Below are 23,779 nucleotides of genomic sequence, written 5' to 3'. Positions count from 1 at the left end.
CGTCATCCTCCCCCCGCAACGCGACCCGGATCGCTACGGTGGGGTCCGTGACTGCACCCGTCGATCCCACCATCACCTCCGCCTGGTCCCGTCTGACCGCCCTGCGGGACGGTTTCGAACCCGACCTGCGCGGCTGGTTCGCCGCCGACGCGCACCGCGCCGAGAACCTCACCCGCACCGTCGGCGACCTGCACGTCGACCTGTCGAAGAACCTCGTCACTCCCGAGATCCTCGAGGCCCTCGTCGCACTCGCCGAGGAGACGGGCGTGCTCGAGCGCTTCTCGCAGATGCTGGCCGGAGCCCACCTCAACACGAGCGAGGACCGCGCCGTCCTGCACACCGCTCTTCGCCGTCCGGCCGGTGCCGCTCCGACTCTCGAGGTCGACGGGCAGGACATCGACGCCGACGTGCACGAGGTGCTCGACCGCCTGTCCGCCTTCGCGGACCGCGTCCGTTCGGGGGAGTGGCGCGGCGTGACCGGCAAGAAGGTCACCCACGTCGTCAACATCGGGATCGGGGGCAGCGACCTCGGTCCGGTCATGGTCTACGAGGCCCTGCTGCCGTACGCCGACGCCGGCATCCACGCGCGCTTCGTCTCGAACATCGACCCGACCGACCTCGCGCAGAAGACGGGCGACCTGGACCCCGAGACGACGCTGTTCATCGTCGCTTCGAAGACCTTCACGACACTCGAGACGCTGACCAACGCGCGCCTGGCCCGCGACTGGCTGTGGGAGCGGCTGGCCACGGCCGGCGCGCTGGAGGACTCCGACGACGCCCGCACGGACGCGGTGGCCCACCACTTCGTCGCCGTGTCGACGGCACTGGACAAGGTCGCCGACTTCGGCATCGACCCGGCGAACGCCTTCGGCTTCTGGGACTGGGTCGGCGGCCGTTACTCGGTCGACTCGGCGATCGGCCTGTCGCTTGCCATCACGCTCGGTCCCGGCGTCTTCCGCGAGCTCCTCGCCGGGTTCCACACGGTCGACGAACATGTCGCGTCCACGCCGGTCGACCGGAACGTGCCCGTCCTCATGGGTCTGCTGAACGTCTGGTACACGAACTTCCTCGGCGCGCAGTCGCATGCGGTGCTGCCCTACGCGCAGCAGCTCCACCGGTTCCCGGCCTACCTGCAGCAGCTCACGATGGAGTCGAACGGAAAGTCGGTGCGCTGGGACGGCTCCCCGGTGACGACCGACACCGGCGAGGTGTTCTGGGGCGAGCCCGGCACGAACGGCCAGCACGCGTTCTACCAGCTCATCCACCAGGGCACTCGACTGATCCCGGCGGACTTCATCGCAATGGTGAACCCGGCCTATCCGCTCGCCGACGGCGGGCGCGACGTGCACGGCCTGTTCCTCGCCAACTTCCTCGCGCAGACCAAGGCGCTCGCGTTCGGCAAGACCGCGGAAGAGGTCGAGGCCGAGGGCACCACCGGGGCGCTCGTCGCCGCGCGTACCTTCCCCGGGAACCGCCCCACGACCTCGATCTTCGCGCCGTCGCTGACGCCGTCCGTGCTCGGTCAGCTCATCGCCCTGTACGAGCACATCACCTTCACGCAGGGGACCATCTGGGGCATCAACAGCTTCGATCAGTGGGGCGTGGAGCTCGGCAAGCAGCTGGCGCTGCAGATCGCTCCCGCGCTCGAGGGCGACGAGGAGGCGGCGCAGTCTCAGGACGCCTCGACCGCGGCACTTCTGGCCTACTACCGCGCGCACCGCGCCTGACGTCGGCGCCTCGCGGGCCGGGCAGGGCGGACGTCGCCTCGCTCGGCCCGCGGAGCCCCGGGGCGAACCGTGGTCGCGTCGGCGGCGGACCGGACCCCACCGTCGCGAGGGGCCCCGAGAGGTCCGTCGCACCCCTCCCACCGGGGTCTTTCCGTGCGCGCGCTCCCATCGTCCTCCCAGGTAACGAAAAGATAACGTCCAGAAGAGCCGACCACACTCGGGGACTTGTGCCGACCCGACGGCACGATTCCGCGCCCGACCCGACGGGTGCGTGCCCCGACGAAAGTGCTCCTTTTGCTGCGTTCTGATGTGAAGCTCCACCACGTCCACCGTGCCCGCCGCACCCTCGCGACCGCGGCCACCTGCGCCGGAGTGGCGCTCGGCATGATGGCCACCACGGGGGTCGCGGTCGCCGCGCCCGTCTCGATGTCCGATGTCGCCGGTTCGGCGTTCGCCGCCCCGTCCGCCTCGCCGTCCCCGACGCCGACGGTCGGCGCGGTCGCCCCGGCGGGGACCTCGACGCTCGGCACCGCGCCGCTCATCACGTCTCCGACGCTGGGGGCGATCACGTCCGGTGCCGCGGATGCCCAGTCCGGCGTCGACACCGCCCTCGCGGACGCGGCCGCGGTCCAGGCGGACATCGCCGCCGCCGGTCTGCCCCTGTCGGTCGGAGCCGACACCACCGTCGACACGTCCGACCTGCAGGACGCGGCGGATCGCCTCTCGACCTCCACGCTGCTGCCCGTGCTCATGCTGCCGGCGCTCGCGCAGAACGCCGAGGTCGAGACGGAGCGCGTCTCCGACCGCGTCGAGGAACTGCGCGGCAGTCTGGACGCGGCGCTCGCGCAGAAGGCCGCCGAAGAGGCCGCCGCCGCGGCCGCCGCGGAGGCGCAGCGCCAGGCCGAGGCCGCCGCCGCAGCCGAGGCGCAGCGTGAGGCCGAGGCCGCCGCCGCCCTCGCCCGCGTTAACACGCCCGACGGCGCCCGCGCCGTCGCCGCTCAGATGGCGGCGGAGCGCTACGGCTGGGGGAGCGACCAGTTCTCCTGCCTGTCGTCGCTCTGGCAGAAGGAGTCGGGCTGGAACTACCAGGCCTACAACCCGAGTGGGGCCACCGGCATCCCGCAGTCCCTCCCCGGCAGCAAGATGGCGTCCGCCGGCTCCGACTGGCAGACGAACGCGGCGACGCAGATCGCGTGGGGGCTCGACTACATCGACCGCGCCTACGGCACGCCCTGCAGCGCCTGGTCTCACTCGCAGGCCGTCAACTGGTACTGAACCCGCTCCCGCTCGCAGTCCCGCCCCCCCCCCCGGGCGCTGACTTGTCGCGAATGCACGCGCCAGCCCGCGCGGCGCGTACATCTGTGCCAAGTCACCGCGCCAGCCCGCGCCCGCGCGTACATCTGCGCCGCGTCACGGCACAGATTCAGCCCCCGGGCGCTGACTTGTCGCGAATGCACGCGCCAGCCCGCGCCGCGCTGACTTGTCGCGAATGCACGCGCCAGCCCGCGCGGCGTGTACATCTGTGCCAAGTCACGGCACCGCGCCGCGCCCCTGGGCGCTGACTTGTCGCGAATGCACGCGCCAGCCCGCGCCGCGCGTACATCTCCGCCAACTCACCGCTCAGCGCCAGCCCGCGCGCCACGTCACGGCACCGCGCCAGCCCCCGGACCTGTCGGCATCCCTCCCCGGATTCCCAGCCCGCACCCACCCTCAGCGATATATCGTTGTATATCGCTGACCCAGGTCGGGTCCGCGCGAAGGAGGTCGTCATGAGTGGTTCATTCCTGGGAGACGCGTTCGGCGGACGCGGCGGGCACAACGGCGCCGGCTGGCCGATGTCGAACATCCTCGACGCCATGGAACAGCTGCGCACGCAGTTCGAGCAGAAGACCGGCGGCACGCCCCGCATGAACAAGGGCGACGTCCGTTCGGCCGTCCTCTCGCTCCTGCTGGAGCAGCCGATGCACGGCTACCAGATCATCCGCGAGATCGAGGAGCGCAGCAACGGCACCTGGAAGCCCAGCCCGGGCTCGGTGTACCCCACGCTGCAGCTGCTCACCGACGAGGGCCTCGTGCGGGCCGAGGAGTCCGGCGGCCGCAAGACCTATTCGCTCACCGAGGAGGGCCGCGCCGCCGCGGGCGACGAGACCACCGAACGCTCCGCCGCCCCGTGGGAGACCGCGGGCTCGCGCGACAGCGGCCGCATGACGGCGCTGCCCAAGGCGGGCGTCGAGCTGGCCCAGGCCGCGGCGCAGGTCGCGCGCACGGGGGACAAGGAGCAGGTCGCGCACGCCGTCGAGATCCTCGAAGAGGCGCGCCGTAAGCTCTACTCCATCCTCGCTCAGAGCTGAGGTTGCCGCCCTCCGACAGCGGGCGCGCGGCACGTCGGCATCAAGGAGACACGATGTCCGACGACGCCCTCATGCGCGCCCGCTACCGGCGCATCACGCGCTTCGCCGCCCGTTATCTGGTGCAGGCCTGGTGGTGGGAGCTGTTCCTCCCGCGCTTCGGCCTCGGTGCCCTGTCGGCCCGCGGGCGCACCCGCCGGTTGCAGAAGCTCGCTCGGCGCTTCCACGTCCTGGCGCTGGACCTCGGCGGCCTGATGATCAAGGTCGGCCAGTACATGTCCTCGCGCCTGGACGTGCTGCCGCCCATCATCACCAAAGAGCTCGAGGGCCTGCAGGACGAGGTCCCCGCCGTTCCCTTCGCGGCCATCCGCGCGCGGGCGGAGGAGGAGCTCGGGATGCCGCTGACCGCGGCCTTCGCCTCGGTCGACGAGCGCCCGCTCGCGGCGGCATCCCTGGGTCAAGCCCATCGCGCCACGCTCACGGACGCCCTCGCGGCGGACACCGGCATGCGCAACGTCGTGCTGAAGATCCAGCGGCCCGGGATCGACCGCATCGTCGACGTCGACCTGCGCGCGCTGCGCAAGGTCGGGCGCTGGCTCAGCAAGGTGACGCTCGTGTCCGACCGCGTCGACATGCCCTCGCTCGTGGAGGAGTTCGCGGTCACGAGCCTCGAGGAGATCGACTACCTCCAGGAGGCCGCGAACTCGGAGCGGTTCGCCGCGGACTTCGCCGTCGACGGGCTCGTCGCCGTGCCCGAGGTGGTGTGGGAGCGGACGACCCGGCGCGTGCTCACCCTCCAGGACGTCACGGCCATCAAGATCAGCGATATCGACGCGCTGCGGGCGGCCGGCATCGACCCGTCCGAGGTCGCGGCCCGGTTCGCCGCGGTCATGTTCGACCAGCTGTTCGAGGACGGGTTCTTCCACGCCGACCCGCACCCGGGGAACGTGTTCGTCACGCCGCTCCCGGCGGCTCCGGATGCCACCTCCCCGGCGTGGACGTTCACGTTCATCGACTTCGGGATGATGGGCGAGGTGCCCCCGACGCTCCGTCGCGGTCTGCGGCGCGTGCTGATCGCGGCGGCATCCCGGGACGGCAAGGGACTCGTCGACGGCATCCGGGACATCGGCGTGCTGCTCCCGACGGCGGACACGATCCAGCTGGAGCGCGCGATGACGCAGCTCTTCTCGCGCTTCGGCGGGATGGGCTTCGCGGAGCTGCAGGAGGTCGACCCGCGCGAGTTCCGCGCCTTCGCCGTCGAGTTCGGCGACGTCGTGCGCTCGCTGCCGTTCCAGCTGCCCGAGAACTTCCTGCTCATCGTGCGCGCCATGTCGCTGACGAGCGGGATGTGCAGCGCGCTGGACCCGCGCTTCAACATCTGGGACGCCGTCGAGCCGTACGCCCAGCGCCTCATCCGCGAGGAGAGCGGCAACACGGTCCAGGCGCTCGCCCGCGAGGTCGGCGCCGTCGCCGCGGTGACCGCGCGACTGCCGCGGCGCATCGACTCCCTCGTCGACCGGTTCGAGGACGGGTCCGTCTCGGTCCAGACCCCGCGCATCGAGCGTCGCATCCGCGACCTCGAGCGCATGGTGCGCCGGGTGGTGTCGGCGGTGCTGTTCACGGGGCTGCTGATCGGCGGCATCCTGTTGCAGGCCGAGCAGGCCGTGCTCGGGACGCTGCTGGCCATCGCCTCGGTGGTCCCGCTGTCGCACGCCGTGCTCGCCGGGTTCATCGCGCGGCGCAACGGCAGCGCCTGAGACGGTCCGGCGCCGGTCACCGGCTCGCGACGGCCGGGACGCGGCGCCGCCTGCGCGGCTCCCTCCGACCGGGCCGGCGCTACCGCCGCGGGCTACCGCCCGTCGACGATCGACATGAACCCGGCGAAGGCGAACAGCAGCGGCACGAGGTAGAGCCCGGCACGGAAGCCGACCCACGCCAGTCGCTCGACGACCGGCCCGATCCCGGTCTGCGGCGTCCGGGCGTCCAGGCGACGTCCGTCGGGGCCGATGAGCGGCCGCGGCGCGCGCGTCGCGAGCGGTCGGCGCGCCCAGCGCCACAGCAGGAACGTCCCGGCGAGCCAGACCACCAGCACGAGCGACACCACCGTGAACGCGAGCGCGTCCGCCGGGAGCACGCGGCCGTCCTGGACCCCGTCGACCTGGATGCCGATGGTCAGGAACCCGATCGAGGCGAACCACAGCACCAGGGCGTTGTTGACGTGCAGCAGCACCTGGCGCCGGGTCGGGCGCCACGCCGGCCGCGGCCGTTCGCCCGCGACGGCGAGGGCGGCGGCGACATCGGCCGCGGGGGCGTCCAGCCATCGGAGGTCCACGCCTGCTCCTCGTGCTCGGACGTCAGCGCGCCCACCGGTCGGCGGACGTCCTCCCACCCTGCCGCAGCTGCGTCGACGACGACGCGCGCCGCCCCGGAGTGTCCTCCGGAGCGGCGCGCGTGTCGTGCGGGGTGCGGGTCAGTACCAGCCGACCGACTGGGAGTGCGACCAGGCGCTGCACGGGCTGCCGTAGCGGCCCGAGATATAGCCGAGGCCCCAGGCGACCTGCGTCGCCGCGTTGGTCTGCCAGTCGGCACCGGCGGAGGCCATCTTGCTGCCCGGGAGGGCCTGCGGGATGCCGAAGGCGCCGCTGCCCGAGTTGTAGGCCTGGTAGTTCCAGCCGGACTCCTTGTTCCACAGCGACACGAGGCACGACATCTGGTCCTCGCCCCAGCCGTAGTTGCCGAGCATGCCGCGGGCGGAGGCCTGGGCGCCGGCCGGGCTGTTGTCGCCGCTGCTGCCGGTCACGGGGAGCGGGGCGGAGGGGGCGGCGGTGGACCCGCTGGAGCGCGTCGTCGTGGTGGTGGTCGTCCGGGTGGCGGCCTGGGCCTCGGCCTGGGCGGCCTCCTCCTCGGCCTTCGCCTTCGCCGCGGCGGCGGCCTCGGCCTCCAGGCGCGCCTTCTCGGCGGCGGCGGCCTCCTCCTCGGCCTTCTTGGCGAGGGCGCCGTCGAGCGAGCCGCGCAGCTGCGAGACCTGGGCGTCGACGGATGCCGAGAGCTCGGTGACCGAGTCGGTGATCTCGGGCAGGAAGGTGGCGGGCAGCTGCTGGGCAGCGGCGTCGAGGCGCTCGGCGGCCTGCTCCAGCGCAGCCGTGTCGACGGTGGTGACGGGCTGGCCGATGTCCAGGCCGGAGGCGGCGATGTCGCCCTCGACGGTGTCGGCGGCCTGCGCCGAGGAGACGGCCGCGGCCACCGCGGAGCGCGCCTCGGCGACCTCGGGGGCGGAGGCGACGGGCGTCGTGTACGCGGCCAGCTGGAAGGAGGCGCCGGTCAGCAGCGAGGGGGTGGTCGCCGCGACGGAGGGGGAGGCGGCGGTGCCGGTCAGGGCGGCCGCGGCGAGCACGCCGACCACCAGTCCGCCCGCGAGGAGGACGGGGCGACGGCGGGAGCGGCGAGAGGCCAGACGGCGGGTACGACGGTTGGACGGGGGCGTCGAAGTGGAGCGCATGAACCAGTTCCGGGTCGAGGGACGAGGCCCTCGGGAAGGCCCGTCAGTCCGCTGTTCGCGGACACAAGTCACATACCCTGCCTGCTCCGCCTGGACGATTCCTGGACGTAACCGTGATCCATCCGTTATTCGGAGGTCGGACGGACCCCGGGAACAGCGGGGAACTCTGGTATTCTTGATTGTCACGCGTGTGGCCCGTTCCGCACTTCCGGGGGTCCCCCCGAGTGGCATCGCACGACACAATCCGCTTCGCTTCGGCCGTGGCATCCGTCCGTCCTTTCGACGGGAGGCTGCTCCGACAGCGTGGTCCATCTCCGGATCGCGCCGCGGGAGCCGGAGCCCGACACCACAACCCTCTAGGACAACCCACTACATGACTACCGCAACGACCGCCCCGGCCACCAAGCAGGTCGCGATCAACGACATCGGCTCTGCTGAGGACTTCCTGGCCGCGGTCGAGAAGACCCTGAAGTTCTTCAACGACGGCGACCTCATCGAAGGCACCGTCGTGAAGATCGACCGCGACGAGGTCCTCCTCGACGTCGGCTACAAGACCGAGGGCGTCATCCCCTCGCGCGAGCTCTCGATCAAGCACGACGTCGACCCCAACGAGGTCGTCAACGTCGGCGACCACGTCGAGGCCCTCGTTCTCCAGAAGGAGGACAAGGAAGGCCGTCTCATCCTGTCCAAGAAGCGCGCCCAGTACGAGCGCGCCTGGGGCGACGTGGAGAAGATCAAGGAGAACGACGGTGTCGTCACCGGCTCCGTGATCGAGGTCGTCAAGGGTGGCCTCATCGTCGACATCGGCCTCCGCGGCTTCCTCCCGGCCTCGCTCATCGAGCTGCGCCGCGTCCGCGACCTGACGCCGTACCTCGGCCAGGAGATCGAGGCCAAGATCCTCGAGCTCGACAAGAACCGCAACAACGTCGTGCTCTCGCGCCGCGCCCTGCTCGAGCAGACGCAGTCCGAGTCGCGCACCACGTTCCTCAACAACCTGCACAAGGGCCAGGTCCGCAAGGGCACGGTCTCGTCGATCGTCAACTTCGGTGCGTTCGTCGACCTGGGCGGCGTGGACGGCCTCGTGCACGTCTCCGAGCTGTCCTGGAAGCACATCGAGCACGCCTCCGAGGTCGTCGAGGTGGGCCAGGAGGTCACCGTCGAGATCCTCGAGGTCGACCTCGACCGCGAGCGCGTGTCGCTCTCGCTCAAGGCGACGCAGGAGGACCCCTGGCAGGTCTTCGCCCGCACCCACGCGATCGGCCAGATCGCTCCGGGCAAGGTCACCAAGCTCGTTCCGTTCGGTGCGTTCGTCCGCGTGGCCGACGGCATCGAGGGTCTCGTGCACATCTCGGAGCTCTCCGGCAAGCACGTCGAGCTCGCCGAGCAGGTCGTGTCGGTCGGCGAAGAGGTCTTCGTCAAGATCATCGACATCGACCTCGAGCGTCGCCGCATCTCGCTCTCGCTCAAGCAGGCGAACGAGTCGGTCGACCCCAACGGCACCGAGTTCGACCCGGCGCTGTACGGCATGGTCACCGAGTACGACGAGCGCGGCGAGTACAAGTACCCCGAGGGCTTCGACCCCGAGTCGGGTGCCTGGCTCGAGGGCTTCGACGCTCAGCGCGAGCAGTGGGAGCAGGAGTACGCCGCGGCCCAGGGTCGCTGGGAGGCTCACAAGGCCGCCGTCACCAAGGCCCTCGAGGCCGAGGCTGCGAACCCGACCGACTCGGGCTCGTTCGGCGGTTCCTTCTCGTCGGAGTCGCCCGCCCAGGGCACCCTCGCCGACGACGAGTCGCTGGCGGCGCTTCGCGAGAAGCTCTCCGGTCGCTGAACCACCCTTTCCTGAAGGCCGGTCCCTCTTCGGAGGGGCCGGCCTTCGGCTTTCCCGGGCGGCAGCCCGCCGGGGCGCAAGGCTTTGGCATCCGTCGTCCCGTCGGGGAGGATGGGGGCATGGCTTCTCGACTTCCCCTCCTGATCACCCTGGCCGGTGTCGCCGTGCTCTTCCTCTCCATCGCGTTCGTCTTCGCGCTCGTGCTGCAGGCGATGTTCCTGGGCGGCATGGAGTTCACCGGCGGTCACACCGACGCCCTGCCCGCGACGGACGCGTTCTCGCTCATCGCCTGACCCGCCCCCGTGATCCCGTCCGCCGGCGACGGGCAAGGCACTCGGCCCCGTCCGGCTGCCGCGCGGGGTCCTCGGACTCGGGATGCCACTGGCGTCCCGGCGCGTCGAGGTCAATCCCCCGCGGACAACTCGTCGGGGCCGACTAGCGTCGAAGAACGACAAGAGGAGGTCGGAGTGGACGATGCCGACGAGCGGACCGTGACCGCAGACGAGGACGCCCGTCCCGTCGCAGACGACGGCACGGAGATCGACGAACCGGCCGACCCGGTCGTCGAGATCAGCTACGACGAGCAGCGATACCCGGCCCGCCCGCGTCGCCTCCGGCCGCGCGACCAGTTCCGCGGCGGGACCCTGCGCCGGTTCCTCAGCGACCCGCGCAGCGCAAACGGCACCAATCCCTCTTACATCGAGTGGCTGGTCCGCCAGTCGATGCTGAAGGACGCCGACGTGCTGAGCCGCCAGCTGTCCGGGCAGCCGTCGATGTGGCGCAACCCCTACGCCCGTCCCGATGCGCGTCGCGCGATCGAGTCGACGGACGTGTGGTTCACCGCCTACCCCATCTCGCTGATCACCCGAGCGGGGGAGTCCTTCCTCGACGCACTCGGTGACGAGGCGCTGTGGGAGGCCTTCGAGTGGGTCGGGATCAACGGCATCCACACCGGTCCCGTCAAGCGCGCCGGGGGCATCACCGGATGGCAGGAGACCCCCAGCGTCGACGGTCATTTCGACCGCATCAGCACCCAGATCGACCCGGACTTCGGTGACGAGCACGCCTTCCGCCGCGTCGCCGACGTGGCCGACGCGCACGGCGGCAGCGTCATCGACGACATCGTCCCGGGTCACACCGGCAAGGGCGCGGACTTCCGCCTCGCCGAGATGGCGTTCAAGGACTACCCGGGCATCTACCACATGGTCGAGATCCCGGGGGAGGACTGGGACCTGCTGCCCGAGGTGCCCGCCGGCCGCGACTCCATCAACCTCGACGCCGACACCGAGCGCGAGCTCAGCGCCCGCGGCTACATCATCGGCGAGCTGCAGCGCGTCATCTTCTACACGCCGGGCGTGAAGGAGACCAACTGGAGCGCCACCGCGCCCGTCATCGGCGTCGACGGCGTGGAGCGCCGCTGGGTCTACCTGCACTACTTCAAGGAGGGCCAGCCCTCGATCAACTGGCTCGACCCCACGTTCGCGGGCATGCGGCTCGTCATCGGGGACGCCCTGCACTCCCTCGGCGACCTCGGGACGAGCGCGCTCCGCCTCGACGCGAACGGCTTCCTCGGGGTGGAGAAGAGCGCGGAGGGACTCCCGGCATGGTCGGAGGGGCACCCGCTCTCGCACGCGGCGAACCACATCATCGCGGGCATGGTCCGCAAGGTCGGCGGCTTCACGTTCCAGGAGCTGAACCTGACGATGGAGGACATCCGTGACACGGGCGCCGTCGGCGCGGACCTGTCCTACGACTTCGTCACGCGACCGGGCTACCACCACGCGCTCGCGACGGCGAACACCGAGTTCCTGCGCCTCGCGCTGAATACGGCCCTCGAGACTGGCGTCGAGCCGGTGCAGCTCGTGCACGGGATGCAGAACCACGACGAGCTCACCTACGAGCTCGTGCACTGGGCCACGACGCACCGCGACACGGTGTACCCGTTCCGTCACGGAGAGCACACCGGCGCGGAGATCGCGGAGGCGGTGCGGGCCGATCTGACCCAGAAGCTCACCGTCGACGCGGACTACAACCTCGTGTTCACGCAGAACGGCATCGCCTGCACGACCGCGTCGCTGATCGCGGCGACGCAGGGCAAGGCGACCCTGGGCGACATCGCTGAGGAGGACGTGCCCGCGATCCGCGACGCGCACCTTCTGCTGGCCAAGTACAACTCGTGGCAGCCGGGCGTCTTCGCCCTGTCGGGATGGGACCTGACGGGATCGCTCACCCTTCCGGCGGACGACGTCCGCCACCTCATCTCCTCGGGCGACACCCGCTGGATCGAGCGCGGGGCGCACGACCTGCTCGACGTGGCCCCGGAGGCCGCAGGGTCGGCGTCGGGCATGCCGCGCGCGCGGTCGCTGTACGGCTCGCTCGGCGACCAGCAGCGGGACCCGCGGTCGTTCCTGTCGGGCCTGCGCGAAGTGCTGCGCATCCGCGGAGAGAACGCGATCGCCGTGGCATCCCAGGTCGACATCCCCCAGGTGGGCCACCCGAGCATGCTTGTCATGGTCCACCGCCTGGACGGCGGCGACAGGCGCATTGAGGACGCCCCTCTGCAGATCACGGTGCTGAACTTCTCGGGCGAGACGATCGAGGGCACGGTGCGCTCGGAGTTCCTCGTGCCGCAGAGCACCGCGGTCGACGCCGCGACCGGCGACGTGGTGGGCCGGGTCGACGAGCTGCAGAGCTTCGCGCTCGAGCTCGGGCCGTACGCGGGCCTGTTCCTGCTGCTCGAGCCGCCGGTCCCGGAGGACTGAGCGCGGAGCCCGATGTCGGGGGCCGGGGATAGCCTGCGGGCATGATCCCCGGCCCCGTCTGCTGCCTGGAGGGATGCCGCGCGCTCGCGGATCCGCTCGCCCCGGTGCCGCTCTGCGACTGGCACCTCGCGGTGGCGTCGGACTGGGGGTCCGCGACGACGGGGGTGACCGACGTGCTGCCGTCCCCGTGCGTGCTGTGCGGGTCGCGTCTCGGCGTCCGGTGGCCGAGCGGGTGGCTGTGCGCGGTGTGCGAGTGGCGTCTAGGCGACCCCGTCGACGCGGAGCTGCCGCCCCCGCGCGTCGACGTCGTGTACTACCTGCGCTTCGACGACCGCATCAAGATCGGCACGACGGCCAACCCGCGGCAGCGCCTCGGCGCGATCTGGCACGACGAGCTCCTCGCGTTCGAGCGCGGCGACCGCCTCGTGGAGCGTCGTCGTCACGCGCAGTTCGCCGAGGACCGCTTCGCCCGCACGGAGTGGTTCCGCGCCTCGGAGACGCTGCGGGCGCACGTCGCCGCGCTGGCGGACGGGGTCGACGACCCCTGGCAGCGGTTCGCGCGCTGGACGAGCGAGGAGATCGCGCGGCGGGGGTGAGGCGGGGGTACCGCACCCGGCCGAGGCCGCACGCGGCGGGTGAGGCGGCGCTCCCCGGCGCGCCGTCGGCGCACGCGTCCGGAGCTCGCGCAGCGGGGATGCGGCGGGGGTACCGCACCCGTCCGGCGCCGCACGCGGCGGGGTGAGGCGGCGCTCCCCGGCGCGCCGTCGCCGCACGCGTCCGGAGCGACCCGGTGCGACCGCTAATGTCGAGCCATGCCCGGCCTCCTCCCGAGCGAACGAGCGGGAACCCGCCGCACGATCCTGGTCAATCAGACGCTGCTGGCCGCCGGCGCTCTGCTCGGCACGGTCGCCGCCGTGCTCCTCGGTCAGGTGCAGCACGCCTCCACCTTCGTCCTCGGCAGCGGCATCGTCTTCGCGGGGGCGGCCGCGGCCATCCTCCTGCCGTGGAGCCGTTTCCCCGTCTGGGTGAGCGGCCTCATCCCGATCGCCGACGTCGTCGCGGTCGGCCTGCTGCGCGAGAGCGCCCCGACCGCCGGGCTCGGCCTGCTGTGGGCCTTCCCCGCGATGTGGATCGGCAGCGTGTACGGGGTCGTCGGGGTGATCACCGTCTCGGTGAGCGTCTTCGGCGTGATCGCGCTGCAGCTCGCCGTGACGCCGGGAGCGGTGCTGTCGGCCTCGAGCCTGCTGATGCCGTTCATCGTGGCGGCGCTGTCGGCGATCGCGCACCTCTCCGAGCGGCGCGCGCAGGCGCAGCGTGTGCTCCTGCAGAAGCAGTCCGCCGAGCTCCGTCGCTCCCTCACGCGCGCCCGCCGGCAGGAGGACCTCGTCACCCAGGTCCTGGATGCCGTCGACTTCGGCGTCATCCGGATCGACGCGCACGGCGAGTCGGCCGTCGCGAACGAGGCGCACGCCCGGCTGCTCGGCGCACCGTGCCCGGACGGGGAGGCCGGCGAGGTCTACGCCGCGGACGGTCTGACCCCGCTCGGCAGGTCCGAGAACCCGCTGGCGCGGGCGCGCGCCGGCATGACCTTCGACGGCGAGCTCATGTGGTTCGGCGCACCCGGCACGGACCGGCGGGCGCTCAGCATCACCGCGAAACGGCTGCCGGACGGCGGCGCCGGGAACCCCGGGAGCGTCGTCGTGTCGCGAGACGTCACCGTGGAGCAGCTCGCCCTCCGCGCCCGTGACGATCTCGTGGCGAGCGTCTCGCACGAGCTGCGCACGCCGATGACGTCGATCATGGGCTACCTGGAGCTCGCGCTCGACGACCCCGGCCTCCCGCCCGAGACGCGCTCCCAGCTCGAGGTCGCCGCACGCAACGCCGCGCGCCTGCGCGAGCTCGTCGCCGACATCCTCGCGGTCTCCGCGGCCTCGGCGCACGGCGTCGACTTCGCGCTCGCGCCCGTGCCGACCGATGTGGCGGTCATCGTCCGCGCCGCGATCGAGGCCGTGGCGCCCCGCGCCGCGGAGCAGGCCATCGCCGTCGAGGCATCCGGGGTCCGCTCCGCCGTCGCGCCCGTGGACCCGCACCGCCTGCGCCAGGTCGTCGACAACCTCCTCTCGAACGCCGTGAAGTACAACGCGCGGGGAGGGACCGTGTTCGTCTCGGTCGAGCGCGGCGCCTCCGCCGTGACGGTGACGGTGCGCGACGACGGGGCGGGGATCCCGGCCGCCGAGCAGGCCCGGCTGTTCGAGCGGTTCTTCCGGTCGGACGCGGTGCGCAACTCGGCCACCCACGGCAGCGGGCTCGGCCTGGCGATCAGCCGGGACATCGTCCGCGCCCACGGCGGCGACATCAGCGTCCGCAGTCATCCCGGTGAGGGGGCGTCGTTCGTCGTGCGCCTCCCCGCCCCGCGAGAAGAGACCCCATGACCCTGGATCTGTTCAGCCTCCAGCTGATGACGTCGACGGTGATCCTCATCGCCGCCTGCCTGTACCTGCTCGAGACGCTGCTGCGTCGTGACGGCGCAGCGGGCCGCCTCTGGTCGGCGACGTTCCTGGCCGGGGTCTTCTCGGCGTTGTGCTACCTGGTGTGGGTCCTCTTGCCGCAGCCGTTCGTCGCGGTCGCCATCGGCAACGGCGCCTTCGTCGCGGCGACGGCGTTCATCTGGCTCGGCTGCGTCGCCTTCAACGGCCGGTCGCTGCGCACCCCCGCGATCTTCGCGGCGGCCGTCGTCGCCGCCGTGATCGTCGCCGCGCTGGCCGAGGGGCCGGACGGCGGCGACTGGGCGGGAGGGGTCGGGCTGTTCCTCGGCAACGCGGTCTTCGCGGTCCTGGGGGCGCTCGAGACGCGGCGGGGCGCGATCGGGCAGCGGTGGAGCGCGGCCGGGCTCACCGTCGTGCTCTGGATCGAGACCGTGTGGTTCCTCGGACGGACCGTCGTGTTCGTGACGGCCGGGCCCGAGAGCGAGCTGTGGCGCGCGGCGTTCGACACCGCGACGTCGAGCTTCCTCACGATCATCCTCGTCGTCGCGACGGTCGTCGTGACGTCGGTCCTGCGGGCGAGCGAGTCCGCCCTGCGCGGGCAGGCGGACACGCGCACGCTCGTGGTCGACGAGCGCGGGGTCCTGCAGCCGGAGTCCTTCCGCTTCGCCCTCGGGGCCTTCACCGCCCGCGCGTCGGTGTCGGGGGAGCCGCTCGTCGTGGCGGTGGCCCAGATGTCCGACGCCGGCGCGGTGGCTCGCGCCTTCGGACCTGAGGAGGCCGAGACCATCGTCCGCGCCTTCCGCGAGTCGGTGCGCCGCCACATCCCGGCGACCGCGCCGTTGGGGGAGATGGATGCCACCACCCTGACGTTCGCGTTCACCCCGTCCGCCGACGCGGACGCGGGCCGCATCGCCGTCGACCTGCACGACCGCGTCGTCGACGACCTCGCCGCGCTGGGGATGTCGATCGTGCCGGTCGTCGGGGTGGGGGTCGCGACGACTGCCGAGGTCGGGTACGACGCCGAGGCGCTGCGGGATCGCGCGCGGGATGCCGCGGTCGCGGCGACCGCGGGCGGTGTGCCCGGGCGGTGAGCCGCGGGCGGCCGGACGGTGAGCCGCGGGCGGTGTGCCCGGGCGGTGAGCCGCGGGCGGCCGGACGGTGAGCCGCGGGCGGTGTGCCCCGACGGTGAGCCGCGGGCGGCCGGACGGTGAGCCGCGGGCGGTGTGCCCCGACGGTGAGCCGCGGGCCCGCGCTCAGGCGCCGGCGGGCTCAGCCGGCGGTCGCGCCGATGAGCTCCTGGACCCGCTCGCGCAGCTCGCGCGGACGGAACGGCTTGGTGAGGTAGGCGTCCGCGCCGCACGCGAGGCCCTGCCCCTGCTCGACCGGGGTGGCCCGGGCGCTGATGATCATGATGCGGGTCGCGCTGAACCCGCGGATGCGCCGCGTGGCCTCGAACCCGTCGATGCCGGGCATGCTCACATCGAGCGTCGTCAGGACGGGGTCGGACTCGCGGACGAGCTCGACGCCCCGCAGGCCGTCCGGCGCGGTCCGGACCTCGAGGCCGATCTGCTCGAGCACCGCCGAGATGAGTCCCCGGATGTCGACGTCGTCCTCGACGACGACCGCGACGTTCGACTGGGTCATGGGTCCGTTCTCCGTCGCACGCGGCGCGCGCGATCCGGTACAGCGTAGACCACTTCCCCGGGCGCGCCCGCGAACCCTGTGGCATCCTCGGTTCGTGCCCCTTCTCGCGCTGACCGGCGGAATCGCATCCGGAAAGTCCACGATCTCGGCCATGCTCGCCGCGCACGGCGCCGTCGTGGTCGACGCGGACGCGATCGTCCGCGACGTGCAGGCGGCGGGCTCGCCCGTCCTGCGGTCGATCGCCGAGGAGTTCGGTGCGGAGGTGCTGCGGCCCGACGGGTCGCTGGACCGGCCCGCGCTCGGCGCGCGCGTCTTCGGGCACCCGGAACGGCTCGCGGCCCTGAACGCCCTCGTGCACCCGGCCGTCCGCGCGGAGTCCGCCCGCCGGTTCGCCGCGGCGTTCGCGGAGGACCCCGCCGCGGTCGTCGTCTACGACGTCCCGCTCCTGGCCGAGGCGCGGAGCGGCGACGCGTGGGACCTGGTCGTGGTCGTGCACGCCCCGGCGGAGGTGCGCGCCCGCCGGCTCGTCGAGGGACGCGGGATGACGGAGGACGAGGCGCGTTCGCGCATCGCCTCGCAGGCCTCCGACGAGGAGCGCCTGGCCCTCGCCGATGTCGTCATCGACACGGACGGGACGATGGATGCCACCCGTCGGCAGGTCGACGAGCTCTGGGCCCGCGTCGGTCCTGCCTGAGCACCTCGCCGCGCGCGCCGCCGTCGTGCGGGTGTCGCGTCCACGCGCCCCGTGGGGGCCGCCGTTGTCCCACGCTCGCGCACGGCGAACGCAACCCGACCCCGATGTCGGAGGCCCCGCCTACGCTGGAAGCATGCAGGCCACTCGCTCCGTCCGCCCCTTCGAGGTCATCAGCGAATACTCGCCGTCGGGCGACCAGCCGCAGGCCATCGCCGACCTCGCCGCCCGCGTCAACGCCGGTGAGACCGACGTCGTCCTCCTCGGCGCCACGGGAACGGGCAAATCGGCGACGACCGCCTGGCTCGTCGAGGCCGTGCAGCGTCCGACGCTCGTGCTCGCCCACAACAAGACGCTGGCGGCGCAGCTCGCCAACGAGTTCCGCGAGCTCATGCCGAACAACGCGGTCGAGTACTTCGTGTCCTATTACGACTACTACCAGCCGGAGGCCTACGTCCCGCAGACGGACACCTTCATCGAGAAGGACTCGTCGATCAACGCCGAGGTCGAGCGCCTACGCCACTCGACGACCAACTCGCTGCTGTCGCGTCGCGACGTCGTGGTGGTCTCGACGGTGTCCTGCATCTACGGCCTGGGTGCTCCCGAGGAGTACCTACGGGCGATGGTGGCGCTGCAGGTGGGGGAGCGGTACGACCGCGACCAGCTCATCCGCAAGTTCATCTCCATGCAGTACAACCGCAACGACGTCGACTTCTCGCGCGGCAACTTCCGTGTCCGGGGCGACACGATCGAGATCATCCCGGTGTACGAGGAGTACGCCATCCGCATCGAGATGTTCGGCGACGAGATCGAGGCGCTGTACACGCTGCACCCGTTGACGGGCGACGTGATCCAGAAGATGGCGTCCGTGCCGATCTTCCCCGCATCGCACTACGTGGCGGGCACCGAGACGGTGCAGCGGGCGATCGGGACCATCGAGCACGAGCTCGAGGAGCGTCTGAAGGAGTTCGAGTCGCAGAACAAGCTGCTCGAGGCGCAGCGTCTGCGCATGCGCACCACGTTCGACCTCGAGATGCTCCAGCAGCTGGGCTTCTGCTCCGGCATCGAGAACTACTCGCGGCACATCGACGGGCGCATGCCCGGCGACCCGCCGCACACCCTGCTGGACTTCTTCCCCGACGACTTCCTCCTGGTGATCGACGAGTCGCACGTGACCGTGCCCCAGATCGGAGCGATGTACGAGGGTGACGCGTCGCGCAAGCGCACGCTCGTCGACCACGGCTTCCGGCTCCCGAGCGCCATGGACAACCGGCCGCTCCGGTGGGACGAGTTCAAGGACCGCGTCGGTCAGACGGTGTACCTCTCCGCGACCCCCGGCCGGTACGAGATGGGCATCGCCGACGGGGTGGTGGAGCAGATCATCCGCCCGACCGGTCTCGTCGACCCCGAGATCGTCGTCAAGCCGTCCAAGGGGCAGATCGACGACCTGCTCGAGCAGATCCGGGTGCGCGTCGACCGCGACGAGCGCGTGCTCGTCACGACGCTCACGAAGAAGATGGCCGAGGAGCTCACAGACTTCCTGGGCGAGCACGGCGTGCGGGTGCGCTACCTGCATTCCGACGTCGACACCCTGCGCCGCGTCGAACTGCTGACGGAGCTCCGCGCGGGCACGTACGACGTCCTCGTCGGCATCAACCTCCTCCGCGAGGGCCTCGACCTGCCCGAGGTGTCGCTGGTGGCGATCCTGGATGCCGACAAGGAGGGGTTCCTGCGCAGCGGCACCTCCCTCATCCAGACGATCGGCCGCGCCGCCCGAAACGTCTCGGGCGAGGTGCACATGTACGCCGACAAGATCACCGACTCGATGCGCAACGCCATCGACGAGACCGAGCGTCGCCGTGAGAAGCAGATCGCCTACAACAAGGAGCGCGGCATCGACCCGCAGCCCTTGCGCAAGAAGATCGCCGACATCACCGAGGTGCTGGCTCGGGAGGCCACCGACACCAAGAACCTGCTGTCGCGCAACGACAAGGCGGGCAAGGGCAAGTCGCCGACACCGCAGCTGCGTCGCACGGGCATCGCGGCCGAGGGCGCGGACCAGCTCGAGTCGACGATCGCCGACCTCACGCAGCAGATGCTCGCGGCGGCGGGGGAGCTGAAGTTCGAACTCGCCGGTCGGCTGCGCGACGAGGTCCAGGACCTCAAGAAGGAGCTGCGCGCCATGGAGCGCGCCGGACACGCCTGACCGCAGAAGCCGCCATGGGTCAACGCGTCATGCTCATGACCCTCGGTGTCGCGAACCTCGAACGCGCCATCGCCTTCTACGGCGCGCTGGGGTGGCGAGCGCACCCGTCATCGGTCGCGGGGGAGGTCGCGTTCTTCGACGCCGGGGGAATGGTCGTCGCCCTGTGGGACCGCGCGGCGCTCGCCGCGGACTCCGGTGTCGCGGACGCCGGGGGATGGGGCGGGATCACGCTCGCGCACAACGTCGGCGACGCTGCCCAGGTCGATCGGATCCTCGCGCAGGCGGAGTCCGCCGGTGCGCGGCTCGCGCGGGCCGGAGCGGAGACGCCGTGGGGCGGTTACTCCGGCGTGTTCGTCGATCCGGACGGACACCCGTGGGAGGTCGCGGTCAATCCCGGGTGGCCCCTCGATGCGCAGAACAGACCCGTACTCGGCTGATGCCCGCGGCGTCGCGTCTCACGGGCAGTGCAGCAGCGGCTTCGGACCCGACCGGTCCACCTCGTGCTCGGTCATGGCGTGACCGCACAGGGGACAGGGGCGGCCGGCGCGCGCCGGCTCCGGTGTGGTCTCGTACGGACCCACCGAGGCGGGTCCCGCCACGCGGATGAGCCGCGTGTTGAGGTACTGGTACCACCCGCCGGCCTCGCGGACACGGTCGCGCAGCGGCGGCCGGTCGGCATCCCTTCGTGTCATGATGATTAGTGTACTAATGATTTACGGAGGTGGCGTTGTGGACGACCCGCTCGCTCTCGAGAGCCAAGTGTGCTTCGCGCTGGTCACGGCGGCGCGCAACGTGGTGGGCGTCTACCGGCCCGTGCTCGAGCCGCTCGGGCTCACGCACCCCCAGTACCTCGTCATGCTCGCGCTGTGGGAGGAGTCGCCGCGGTCGCTGGGCGCGCTCGCCGCGGCGCTGGCGATGGAGCCGGCGACGCTGTCGCCGCTGGTCAAGCGGTTGGAGGCGCAGGGCCGCGTCGTCCGCCGCCGTCGCGCCGACGACGAGCGCGTGCTCGACATCGCGCTGACCGAGGACGGGCGGGCGCTCCGCGCGCAGGCGCTGTCCGTGCCCGCCCAGATCATGCAGCGCACGGGTCTGGACGCCGCCGCCCTCGCCGCCCTGCGCGACGGCCTCGCCCCCTTCGCCGCTCCGCGGGACTGACCACACGTCGGTCGGGGGAGGGGATGCCGGGAGGGGAGGAGCCCCGCACGGGTTCTCGCCCTCCCGTGGCGACTTCTCCTCCCTCCGGCGACGCCGGGTCGCAGTTTGCGTTGGCGGTCGGGGGAGGGGATGCCGGGAGGGGAGGAGATCCGCGGGGGTTATGGCCCTCCCGTGGCGACTTCTCCTCCCTCCGGCGACGCCGGGTCGCGGTTCGCGTTGGCGGTCGGGGGAGGGGATGCCGGGAGGGGAGGATTTCCGCGGGGGTCATGGCCCTCCCGTGGCGACTTCTCCTCCCTCCGGCGACGCCGGGTCGCGGTTCGCGTTGGCGGTCGGGGGAGGGGATGCCGGGAGGGGAGGATTTCCGCGGGGGTCATGGCCCTCCGGTCGCTTCATCTCCTCCCTCCAGCCCCGTGCCGTCGCACATTCGTGCGCCCGGGGCGAACCCGGGGCCGATGTCGGAGGCCCGACCTAGACTTGACGGGTGCCCATCGTTCCTGTCTCCTCGCCCGGAAATACCAGCGGAAAGCTCAGCGTCCGCGGTGCCCGCGTACACAACCTGAAGAACGTCGACCTCGACATCCCGCGCGACTCGCTCGTCGTGTTCACGGGTCTGTCGGGCTCGGGCAAGTCCAGCCTCGCCTTCGACACGATCTTCGCCGAGGGTCAGCGCCGGTACGTCGAGTCCCTCAGCGCCTACGCCCGGCAGTTCCTCGGACAGGTCGACCGACCCGACGTCGACTTCATCGAGGGCCTCAGCCCGGCGGTGTCCATCGACCAGAAGTCGACGAACCGCAACCCCCGCTCGACGGTCGGCACCATCACCGAGATCCACGACTACATGCGTCTGCTGTGGGCGCGCATCGGCGTGCCCCACTGCCCGGAGTGCGGCGCCCGCATCCAGCGCCAGACGGTCCAGCAGATCGCCGACCAGCTCATGGAGCTGCCCGAGCGCACCCGCTACCAGATCGTCGCGCCGGTCGTCACGCAGAAGAAGGGCGAGTTCGTCGACCTCTTCAAGGAGCTGAGCGCCAAGGGCTACGCGCGCGCGGTCGTCGACGGCGAGCTCATCCAGCTGGCCGAGCCGCCCACCCTGAAGAAGAGCTACAAGCACGACATCGCCGTGGTGGTCGACCGCCTCGTCGCCACCGGCGACAACCTGTCCCGCGTGACCGACTCGGTCGAGACCGCGCTCGGGCTGGCCGGCGGGATCATGCAGGTCAACTTCGTCGACGAGGAGGGGGATGCCGCCTGGCAGTCCTTCTCCGAGAAGCTCGCCTGCCCCAACGGGCACCCGCTGCAGCTCACCGAGATCGAGCCGCGCACCTTCTCCTTCAACGCGCCGTTCGGCGCCTGCCCCGCGTGCTCGGGCCTCGGCACCCGCATGTCCGTCGACGTCGACCTGATGCTCGGCGACGAGGAGCTGTCCATCCGCGAGGGGGCGATCCTGCCGTGGACCACCCAGGGCAAGGGGCTGTTCCAGTACTACGAGCGGCTGCTCGAGGGGCTCGCCCGCGATCTCGACTTCTCGCTCGACACCCCGTGGAACAAGCTCTCGCGCGATGTGCAGAACGCGGTCCTGCGCGGCGAGAACTACAAGGTCACGGTCAAGTGGAAGAACCGCTACGGCCGCGAGATGCGCTACTCGTCCGGCTTCGAGGGCGTCGTCCCCTACATCGAGCGGCAGTACCTCCAGGCCGAGTCCGACACGCAGCGTCAGCGCTGGTCGGAGTACCTGCGCGAGGTGCCCTGCCCGGTCTGCGACGGCGACCGCCTCAAGCCCGAGGTGCTCGCGGTGCTCGTGCACGACACCTCCATCGCGGCGGCCTCGCGGCTCAGCCTCGCCGAGGCCCGCGAGTTCTTCTCGAAGCTCGAGCTCTCCGACCGTGAGGCCAAGATCGCCGCGGCCGTGCTGCGCGAGATCCGCGTCCGCCTGGACTTCCTCCTCCAGGTGGGGCTGAACTACCTCAGCCTGGGCCGCGCGGCGGGCACGCTCTCCGGCGGCGAGGCGCAGCGCATCCGTCTCGCGACGCAGATCGGCTCCGGCCTGACCGGCGTGCTCTACGTGCTGGACGAGCCCTCCATCGGTCTGCACCAGCGCGACAACCGCCGCCTCATCCAGACCCTCGTGACCCTGCGCGACCTGGGCAACACGCTCATCGTCGTCGAGCACGACGAGGAGACCATCCACGCCGCCGACTGGGTCGTCGACATCGGGCCCCGCGCGGGCGTCGACGGCGGCAACGTCGTTCACTCCGGCCCCCTGTCGGAGCTGCTCGAGGACGATCGCTCGCTCACCGGCGCCTACCTCTCCGGTCGTCGCTCGATCGAGGCGCCGGAGAAGCGCCGCAAGATCGACAAGAAGCGTCAGGTGACCGTCGTCGGCGCCCGCGAGAACAACCTCAAGAACGTGACCGTCGACTTCCCGCTCGGCGTGCTCACGGCGGTGACCGGCGTCAGCGGCTCCGGCAAGTCCACGCTCGTCAACGGCATCCTGTACGAGGTGCTCGCCTCCAAGCTCAACGGCGCCCGTCGCGTCCCCGGCAAGCACACGCGCGTCACCGGCCTCGACAACCTCGACAAGGTGGTGCACGTCGACCAGGCGCCCATCGGCCGCACCCCGCGCTCGAACCCCGCCACGTACACGGGCGTGTTCGACCGCATCCGCACCCTCTTCAGCGAGACACCCGAGGCGAAGGTGCGCGGCTACCAGGCCGGACGCTTCAGCTTCAACGTCAAGGGCGGCCGCTGCGAGGCGTGCTCCGGCGACGGCACGCTGAAGATCGAGATGAACTTCCTCCCCGACGTCTACGTCGACTGCGAGGTCTGCCACGGCAAGCGGTACAACCGCGACACCCTGTCGGTGCACTACAAGGGCAAGAACATCGCCGAGGTGCTCGAGATGCCGATTTCGGAGGCCGCCGACTTCTTCGAGCCCATCCAGGCGATCCACCGCTACCTCAAGACGCTGGTCGACGTGGGTCTCGGCTACGTCCGTCTCGGGCAGTCGGCCACCACGCTCTCCGGCGGCGAGGCGCAGCGCGTCAAGCTCGCGACCGAGCTGCAGCGGCGGAGCAACGGCCGGTCGATCTACGTGCTCGACGAGCCGACCACCGGTCTGCACTTCGAGGACGTCTCGCTGCTGCTGAAGGTGCTGAACGGTCTCGTCGACAAGGGCAACACCGTCATCGTCATCGAGCACAACCTCGACGTCATCAAGAGCTCGGACTGGGTCATCGACCTCGGACCGGAGGGCGGCGCCGGGGGCGGCACGATCGTGGCCACGGGCACGCCCGAGCAGGTCGCCCGCGTCGAGGAGAGCCACACCGGTGCCTTCCTCGCCGAGCTGCTCGAGACCGGGCGGACCGGCGCGCAGCGCAACCTCGACGCGATCGCCGCGGAGCGCGAGCCGGAGCTGGCCGGCCAGGGAGCCTGA

At 71.5% G+C, this 23,779-nt stretch carries 19 protein-coding genes; 15 read left to right on the top strand and 4 right to left on the bottom strand.

Going from position 1 to position 23,779, the window contains the following annotated elements; translation table 11 throughout:
• Window positions 1-47 precede the first annotated feature (47 nt).
• From pgi to ACO03V_RS09325, 4 genes are all read left to right on the top strand, one after another.
• Window positions 48-1,727, top strand: a complete 1,680-nt coding sequence (pgi, locus tag ACO03V_RS09340) for a glucose-6-phosphate isomerase (RefSeq protein ID WP_423137392.1) — start codon at window positions 48-50, stop codon at window positions 1,725-1,727.
• A 294-nt stretch (window positions 1,728-2,021) separates the two neighbouring features.
• Window positions 2,022-3,002, top strand: coding sequence for a phospholipase (locus tag ACO03V_RS09335; RefSeq protein ID WP_423137391.1), 981 nt, complete (start codon window positions 2,022-2,024; stop codon window positions 3,000-3,002).
• Between the two features lie 494 nt (window positions 3,003-3,496).
• Window positions 3,497-4,078, top strand: coding sequence for a PadR family transcriptional regulator (locus tag ACO03V_RS09330; protein WP_367727116.1), 582 nt, complete (start codon window positions 3,497-3,499; stop codon window positions 4,076-4,078).
• 53 nt (window positions 4,079-4,131) lie between these two features.
• A complete protein-coding gene (locus ACO03V_RS09325; protein WP_423137390.1) occupies window positions 4,132-5,832 on the top strand; it encodes an ABC1 kinase family protein in 1,701 nt (566 codons plus the stop codon).
• A 92-nt stretch (window positions 5,833-5,924) separates the two neighbouring features.
• Here ACO03V_RS09325 and ACO03V_RS09320 read toward each other — a convergent pair whose 3' ends face one another.
• Both ACO03V_RS09320 and ACO03V_RS09315 read right to left on the bottom strand, forming a co-directional pair.
• Window positions 5,925-6,407, bottom strand: coding sequence for a hypothetical protein (locus ACO03V_RS09320; protein WP_423137389.1), 483 nt, complete (start codon window positions 6,405-6,407; stop codon window positions 5,925-5,927).
• Between the two features lie 138 nt (window positions 6,408-6,545).
• Window positions 6,546-7,574, bottom strand: a complete 1,029-nt coding sequence (locus ACO03V_RS09315; RefSeq protein ID WP_423137388.1) for a lytic transglycosylase domain-containing protein — start codon at window positions 7,572-7,574, stop codon at window positions 6,546-6,548.
• 373 nt (window positions 7,575-7,947) lie between these two features.
• Here ACO03V_RS09315 and rpsA point away from each other — a divergent pair, with 373 nt between their 5' ends.
• The 6 genes from rpsA (at window position 7,948) to ACO03V_RS09285 (ending at window position 15,741) form a co-directional block, all read left to right on the top strand.
• Window positions 7,948-9,402 (top strand): 30S ribosomal protein S1, encoded by a 1,455-nt coding sequence (rpsA, locus tag ACO03V_RS09310; RefSeq protein WP_367727093.1) that lies wholly within the window; start codon window positions 7,948-7,950, stop codon window positions 9,400-9,402.
• A gap of 119 nt (window positions 9,403-9,521) precedes the next feature.
• Entirely contained in the window at window positions 9,522-9,695 is a 174-nt protein-coding gene (locus ACO03V_RS09305) for a hypothetical protein (protein WP_423137387.1), read from the top strand.
• Window positions 9,696-9,869: 174 nt separating this feature from the next.
• A complete protein-coding gene (gene treS, locus ACO03V_RS09300; protein WP_423137386.1) occupies window positions 9,870-12,164 on the top strand; it encodes a maltose alpha-D-glucosyltransferase in 2,295 nt (764 codons plus the stop codon).
• Window positions 12,165-12,205: 41 nt separating this feature from the next.
• The gene (locus tag ACO03V_RS09295) at window positions 12,206-12,760 is read left to right on the top strand and encodes a GIY-YIG nuclease family protein (RefSeq protein ID WP_423137385.1); all 555 of its coding nucleotides are present in this window, start codon (window positions 12,206-12,208) and stop codon (window positions 12,758-12,760) included.
• A 216-nt stretch (window positions 12,761-12,976) separates the two neighbouring features.
• A complete protein-coding gene (locus ACO03V_RS09290; protein ID WP_367727081.1) occupies window positions 12,977-14,596 on the top strand; it encodes a sensor histidine kinase in 1,620 nt (539 codons plus the stop codon).
• Complete coding sequence (locus ACO03V_RS09285) at window positions 14,593-15,741, top strand: hypothetical protein (protein ID WP_423137384.1); 1,149 nt, start codon at window positions 14,593-14,595, stop codon at window positions 15,739-15,741. Before ACO03V_RS09290 ends, ACO03V_RS09285 begins: the two co-directional genes overlap by 4 nt.
• Before the next feature lie 178 nt (window positions 15,742-15,919).
• On the opposite strand, the gene ACO03V_RS09280 is transcribed toward ACO03V_RS09285, so the two are convergent.
• Entirely contained in the window at window positions 15,920-16,294 is a 375-nt protein-coding gene (locus ACO03V_RS09280) for a response regulator transcription factor (protein ID WP_367727079.1), read from the bottom strand.
• Between the two features lie 94 nt (window positions 16,295-16,388).
• Between ACO03V_RS09280 and coaE the strand changes: the two genes are divergently transcribed.
• The 3 genes from coaE (at window position 16,389) to ACO03V_RS09265 (ending at window position 19,628) form a co-directional block, all read left to right on the top strand.
• Window positions 16,389-16,988, top strand: coding sequence for a dephospho-CoA kinase (gene coaE, locus ACO03V_RS09275; RefSeq protein WP_423137383.1), 600 nt, complete (start codon window positions 16,389-16,391; stop codon window positions 16,986-16,988).
• Between the two features lie 133 nt (window positions 16,989-17,121).
• Window positions 17,122-19,191 carry an excinuclease ABC subunit UvrB gene (gene uvrB / locus ACO03V_RS09270; RefSeq protein ID WP_367727077.1) on the top strand — a complete coding sequence of 690 codons (2,070 nt, stop codon included), beginning with the start codon at window positions 17,122-17,124 and terminating at the stop codon, window positions 19,189-19,191.
• Window positions 19,192-19,205: 14 nt separating this feature from the next.
• Entirely contained in the window at window positions 19,206-19,628 is a 423-nt protein-coding gene (locus tag ACO03V_RS09265; protein WP_423137382.1) for a VOC family protein, read from the top strand.
• Between the two features lie 18 nt (window positions 19,629-19,646).
• Here the strand turns inward: ACO03V_RS09265 and ACO03V_RS09260 are convergent, their stop codons facing one another.
• On the bottom strand, window positions 19,647-19,883 hold the full coding sequence (locus ACO03V_RS09260) for a hypothetical protein (RefSeq protein ID WP_367727074.1): 237 nt from the start codon (window positions 19,881-19,883) through the stop codon (window positions 19,647-19,649).
• Between the two features lie 16 nt (window positions 19,884-19,899).
• Between ACO03V_RS09260 and ACO03V_RS09255 the strand changes: the two genes are divergently transcribed.
• On the top strand, window positions 19,900-20,346 hold the full coding sequence (locus ACO03V_RS09255) for a MarR family winged helix-turn-helix transcriptional regulator (RefSeq protein WP_423137381.1): 447 nt from the start codon (window positions 19,900-19,902) through the stop codon (window positions 20,344-20,346).
• A gap of 481 nt (window positions 20,347-20,827) precedes the next feature.
• A complete protein-coding gene (uvrA, locus tag ACO03V_RS09250) occupies window positions 20,828-23,779 on the top strand; it encodes an excinuclease ABC subunit UvrA (RefSeq protein WP_367727071.1) in 2,952 nt (983 codons plus the stop codon).

This window comes from Microbacterium sp. HMH0099 (assembly GCF_049384025.1).
GTDB lineage: Bacteria > Actinomycetota > Actinomycetes > Actinomycetales > Microbacteriaceae > Microbacterium.
This window is presented reverse-complemented; position numbering and strand designations above follow the sequence as displayed.